The sequence below is a fragment of the Enterobacter cloacae complex sp. IR5418 genome (assembly GCF_049238105.1).
Lineage (GTDB): Bacteria > Pseudomonadota > Gammaproteobacteria > Enterobacterales > Enterobacteriaceae > Enterobacter > Enterobacter hormaechei.
This window is the reverse complement of sequence record NZ_JBMKHS010000075.1, coordinates 1-3,052: the sequence shown is the minus strand read 5'-3', so window position 1 is coordinate 3,052 and position 3,052 is coordinate 1. Positions and strand designations below refer to the sequence as shown.

General features: G+C 62.5%; 4 protein-coding genes. All 4 read left to right on the top strand.

The genetic code is table 11. From position 1 onward, the window contains the following. Positions 1-469: NAD-binding protein (locus ACOTX7_RS23760; RefSeq protein ID WP_421625539.1), on the top strand; the 469-nt coding region annotated here is incomplete at its 5' end. Between the two features lie 11 nt (positions 470-480). Beyond that, complete coding sequence (gene otnK, locus ACOTX7_RS23755) at positions 481-1,746, top strand: 3-oxo-tetronate kinase (protein WP_002210515.1); 1,266 nt, start codon at positions 481-483, stop codon at positions 1,744-1,746. Continuing rightward, positions 1,739-2,359, top strand: coding sequence for an aldolase (locus ACOTX7_RS23750; protein ID WP_002210516.1), 621 nt, complete (start codon positions 1,739-1,741; stop codon positions 2,357-2,359). Before otnK ends, ACOTX7_RS23750 begins: the two co-directional genes overlap by 8 nt. Positions 2,360-2,363: 4 nt before the next feature. Continuing rightward, the coding region (locus ACOTX7_RS23745) for a TIM barrel protein (protein ID WP_421626172.1) at positions 2,364-3,052 on the top strand (689 nt) is incomplete at its 3' end.

Genomic DNA, 3,052 nt, shown 5'->3' with positions numbered 1-3,052 from the left:
TGCCGCCTTTGCCCGCCTCGCGCCGGTGCTGGACGCCGTGGCCGGCAAAGTCTACCGCATAGGGAGCGACATTGGTCTTGGCTCGACGGTAAAAATTATCCATCAGCTGCTGGCCGGGGTGCACATCGCCGTTGCCGCCGAAGCGATGGCGCTTGCCGCCCGCGCCGGGATCCCACTCGAAACGATGTATGACGTGGTCACCCACGCGGCGGGTAATTCATGGATGTTTGAGAATCGCATGCAGCACGTCCTGGATGGCGATTACTCGCCAAAATCCGCTGTCGATATTTTTGTCAAAGATCTCGGGCTGGTGAATGACACTGCCCGGGCGCTGACCTTCCCGCTGCCGCTCGCTACCACCGCGCTGAATATGTTCACCTCCGCCAGTAATGCCGGATTCGGTCGGGAAGATGACAGCGCGGTGATCAAGATTTTCAACGGCATCACCCTGCCGGGCCATAAACAGTGAGGAGAGACAACATGCAGCTTGGTGTCATTGCCGATGACTTCACCGGCGCCACGGATATTGCCAGCTTCCTCGTGCGCAACGGCATGCCGACGGTGCAACTGAATGGCGTGCCGACCCGCGATCTTCCGCTGACCAGCGAGGCGGTGGTCATCAGCCTGAAAACTCGCTCCTGCCCGGCGGAAATGGCCGTCAGCCAGTCGCTGGCGGCCCTGCGCTGGCTGCAGGCCCAGGGCTGTCAGCAGTTTTATTTCAAGTACTGTTCCACTTTCGACAGCACCGCGCAGGGCAACATTGGCCCGGTGCTGGATGCCCTGCTGGCCGAGCTGGGTGAGACGCGGACGGTGATTTCCCCGGCGCTGCCGGTTAACGGCCGCACGGTCTATCAGGGATATCTGTTCGTCGGCGAGCAACTGCTGAATGAGTCCGGGATGCGCCACCATCCGGTGACGCCGATGGAGGATGCGCACCTGGGCCGCTTAATTGAGCGCCAGGGGCGCGGAAAAGCCGCGCTGATTGCCTGGCCGATTGTCGCCCGGGGGCCGGAGGCGGTCGCCGCCGCGCTGGCGGCAGTCAACGATCCGGCGGTGCGCTATGTGGTGCTCGACGCCCTCAGCGAACAGGATCTGCTCACCCAGGGCGTGGCGCTGCGGGAGATGAAGCTGGTCTCCGGCGGTTCCGGCCTCGCCATCGGCCTCGCCCGCGACTTGGCGCAGCGCCATGGCGCCCGGGGTGAAAGCGCTCAGGCCGGCATGCCGCTGGTCGGCCCGGCGGTGGTGCTCTCGGGCTCCTGCTCGGTGATGACCAACAGCCAGGTGGCGGCCTATCGTCAACAGGCCCCCGCCCGCGCCGTCGACTTAAGCGCCTGCTTTACCGATCTGGAGAGCTACGTCAGGACGCTGACTGACTGGGTGGACGCGCAGCGCGATGCGCCGCTGGCGCCGATGATCTATGCCACCACCGAGCCGCAAACGCTGCAGCGGATCCAGGCGCAGTATGGCGACAAGGCCAGCAGCGAACGGGTGGAACAGCTGTTTGCCGCTCTTGCCGCCGCCCTGAAGGCGAAAGGATTTACCCGCTTTATTGTGGCCGGAGGGGAAACGTCGAGCATTGTGGCGCAGACCCTGGGGGTTGAGGCGTTCCATATTGGGCCGACCATCTCCCCTGGCGTGCCCTGGGTGCGTGACACCCGCCAGCCGCTCTCCCTGGCGCTGAAGTCAGGTAACTTCGGCGATATCCAGTTCTTTGCCCGTGCCCAGCAGGAGTTTCGTCATGACTGAGCAACAACTGCGAGAGGAAATGGTGCAGATTGGCGCCTCGTTATTTAGCCGCGGCTATGCCACCGGCTCCGCTGGCAATCTGTCGCTGCTGCTGCCGGACGGCAACCTGCTGGCGACGCCGACCGGCGCCTGCCTCGGCGAACTGCAGGCTCAGCGGTTGTCGGTGGTGACGCTGCAAGGAGAATGGATCTCCGGCGACAAACCGTCGAAAGAGGTCACTTTTCACCGGGCAGTCTATTTGCACAACCCGGCCTGCAAGGCGATCGTCCACTTGCACAGCCACTATCTGACCGCGCTCTCCTGCCTGCAGGGGCTCGATCCGCACAACTGTATCCGCCCCTTTACCCCCTATGTGGTGATGCGCGTCGGCGACGTCCCGGTGGTTCCCTACTACCGGCCGGGCGATGACCGTATTGCCCAGGCGCTGGCCGGGCTGGCGCCCCGCTATAACGCCTTTTTACTGGCCAACCACGGACCGGTGGTTACTGGCTCATCGCTGCGCGAAGCCACCAACAATACCGAGGAACTGGAAGAGACCGCACGGCTGATATTTACCCTCGGCAACCGCGAGATCCGCTACCTGACCGCTGACGAAGTAAAAGAACTGAGATAAAACCATGCCAAAATTCGCTGCAAATTTATCCATGCTGTTTACCGAACTGCCGTTCCTGGAACGCTTTGCCGCCGCTGCCCGGGCGGGATTTGAAGCCGTTGAGTTTCTGTTTCCCTATGAGTATGCCGCCGGGGAAATCAGACAGCGCCTGCAGGAGAACCAGCTGCAGCTGGTGCTGTTCAATACCCCACCCGGCGACGTCAACGCCGGAGAATGGGGGCTCGCCGCCATCCCCGGGAGAAGCGCGGAGGCCCGACGCGATATTGAGCTGGCGCTGGAGTATGCCTGCCAGCTCGGTTGCCCGCAGGTGCATATCATGGCCGGCGTGGTGCCGCCGGGAGCGGATCGCGCAGCCTGCGAGGCCGTGCTTATCGATAATCTGCGCTACGCGGCGGAGTGCTTTGCCCGCCACGACAAGCGGATACTCATCGAAGCGCTGAATCCGCAGACCAAACCGGGCTATCTCTACCACAGTCAATATCAGACGCTGGCGATGGTGAAACGGGTCGACAGGCCGAACCTGGCGGTGCAGTTAGATCTGTTTCACGCGCAGAAGGTGGACGGCAATTTAAGCCATCTTATTACCGAATATGCCGGCCAGTATCGCCATATTCAGATTGCCTCCCTGCCCGACCGTCATGAACCGGATGAGGGCGAAAGGCACTGTTGCAAAGTTAGCGATGAGGCAGCCTT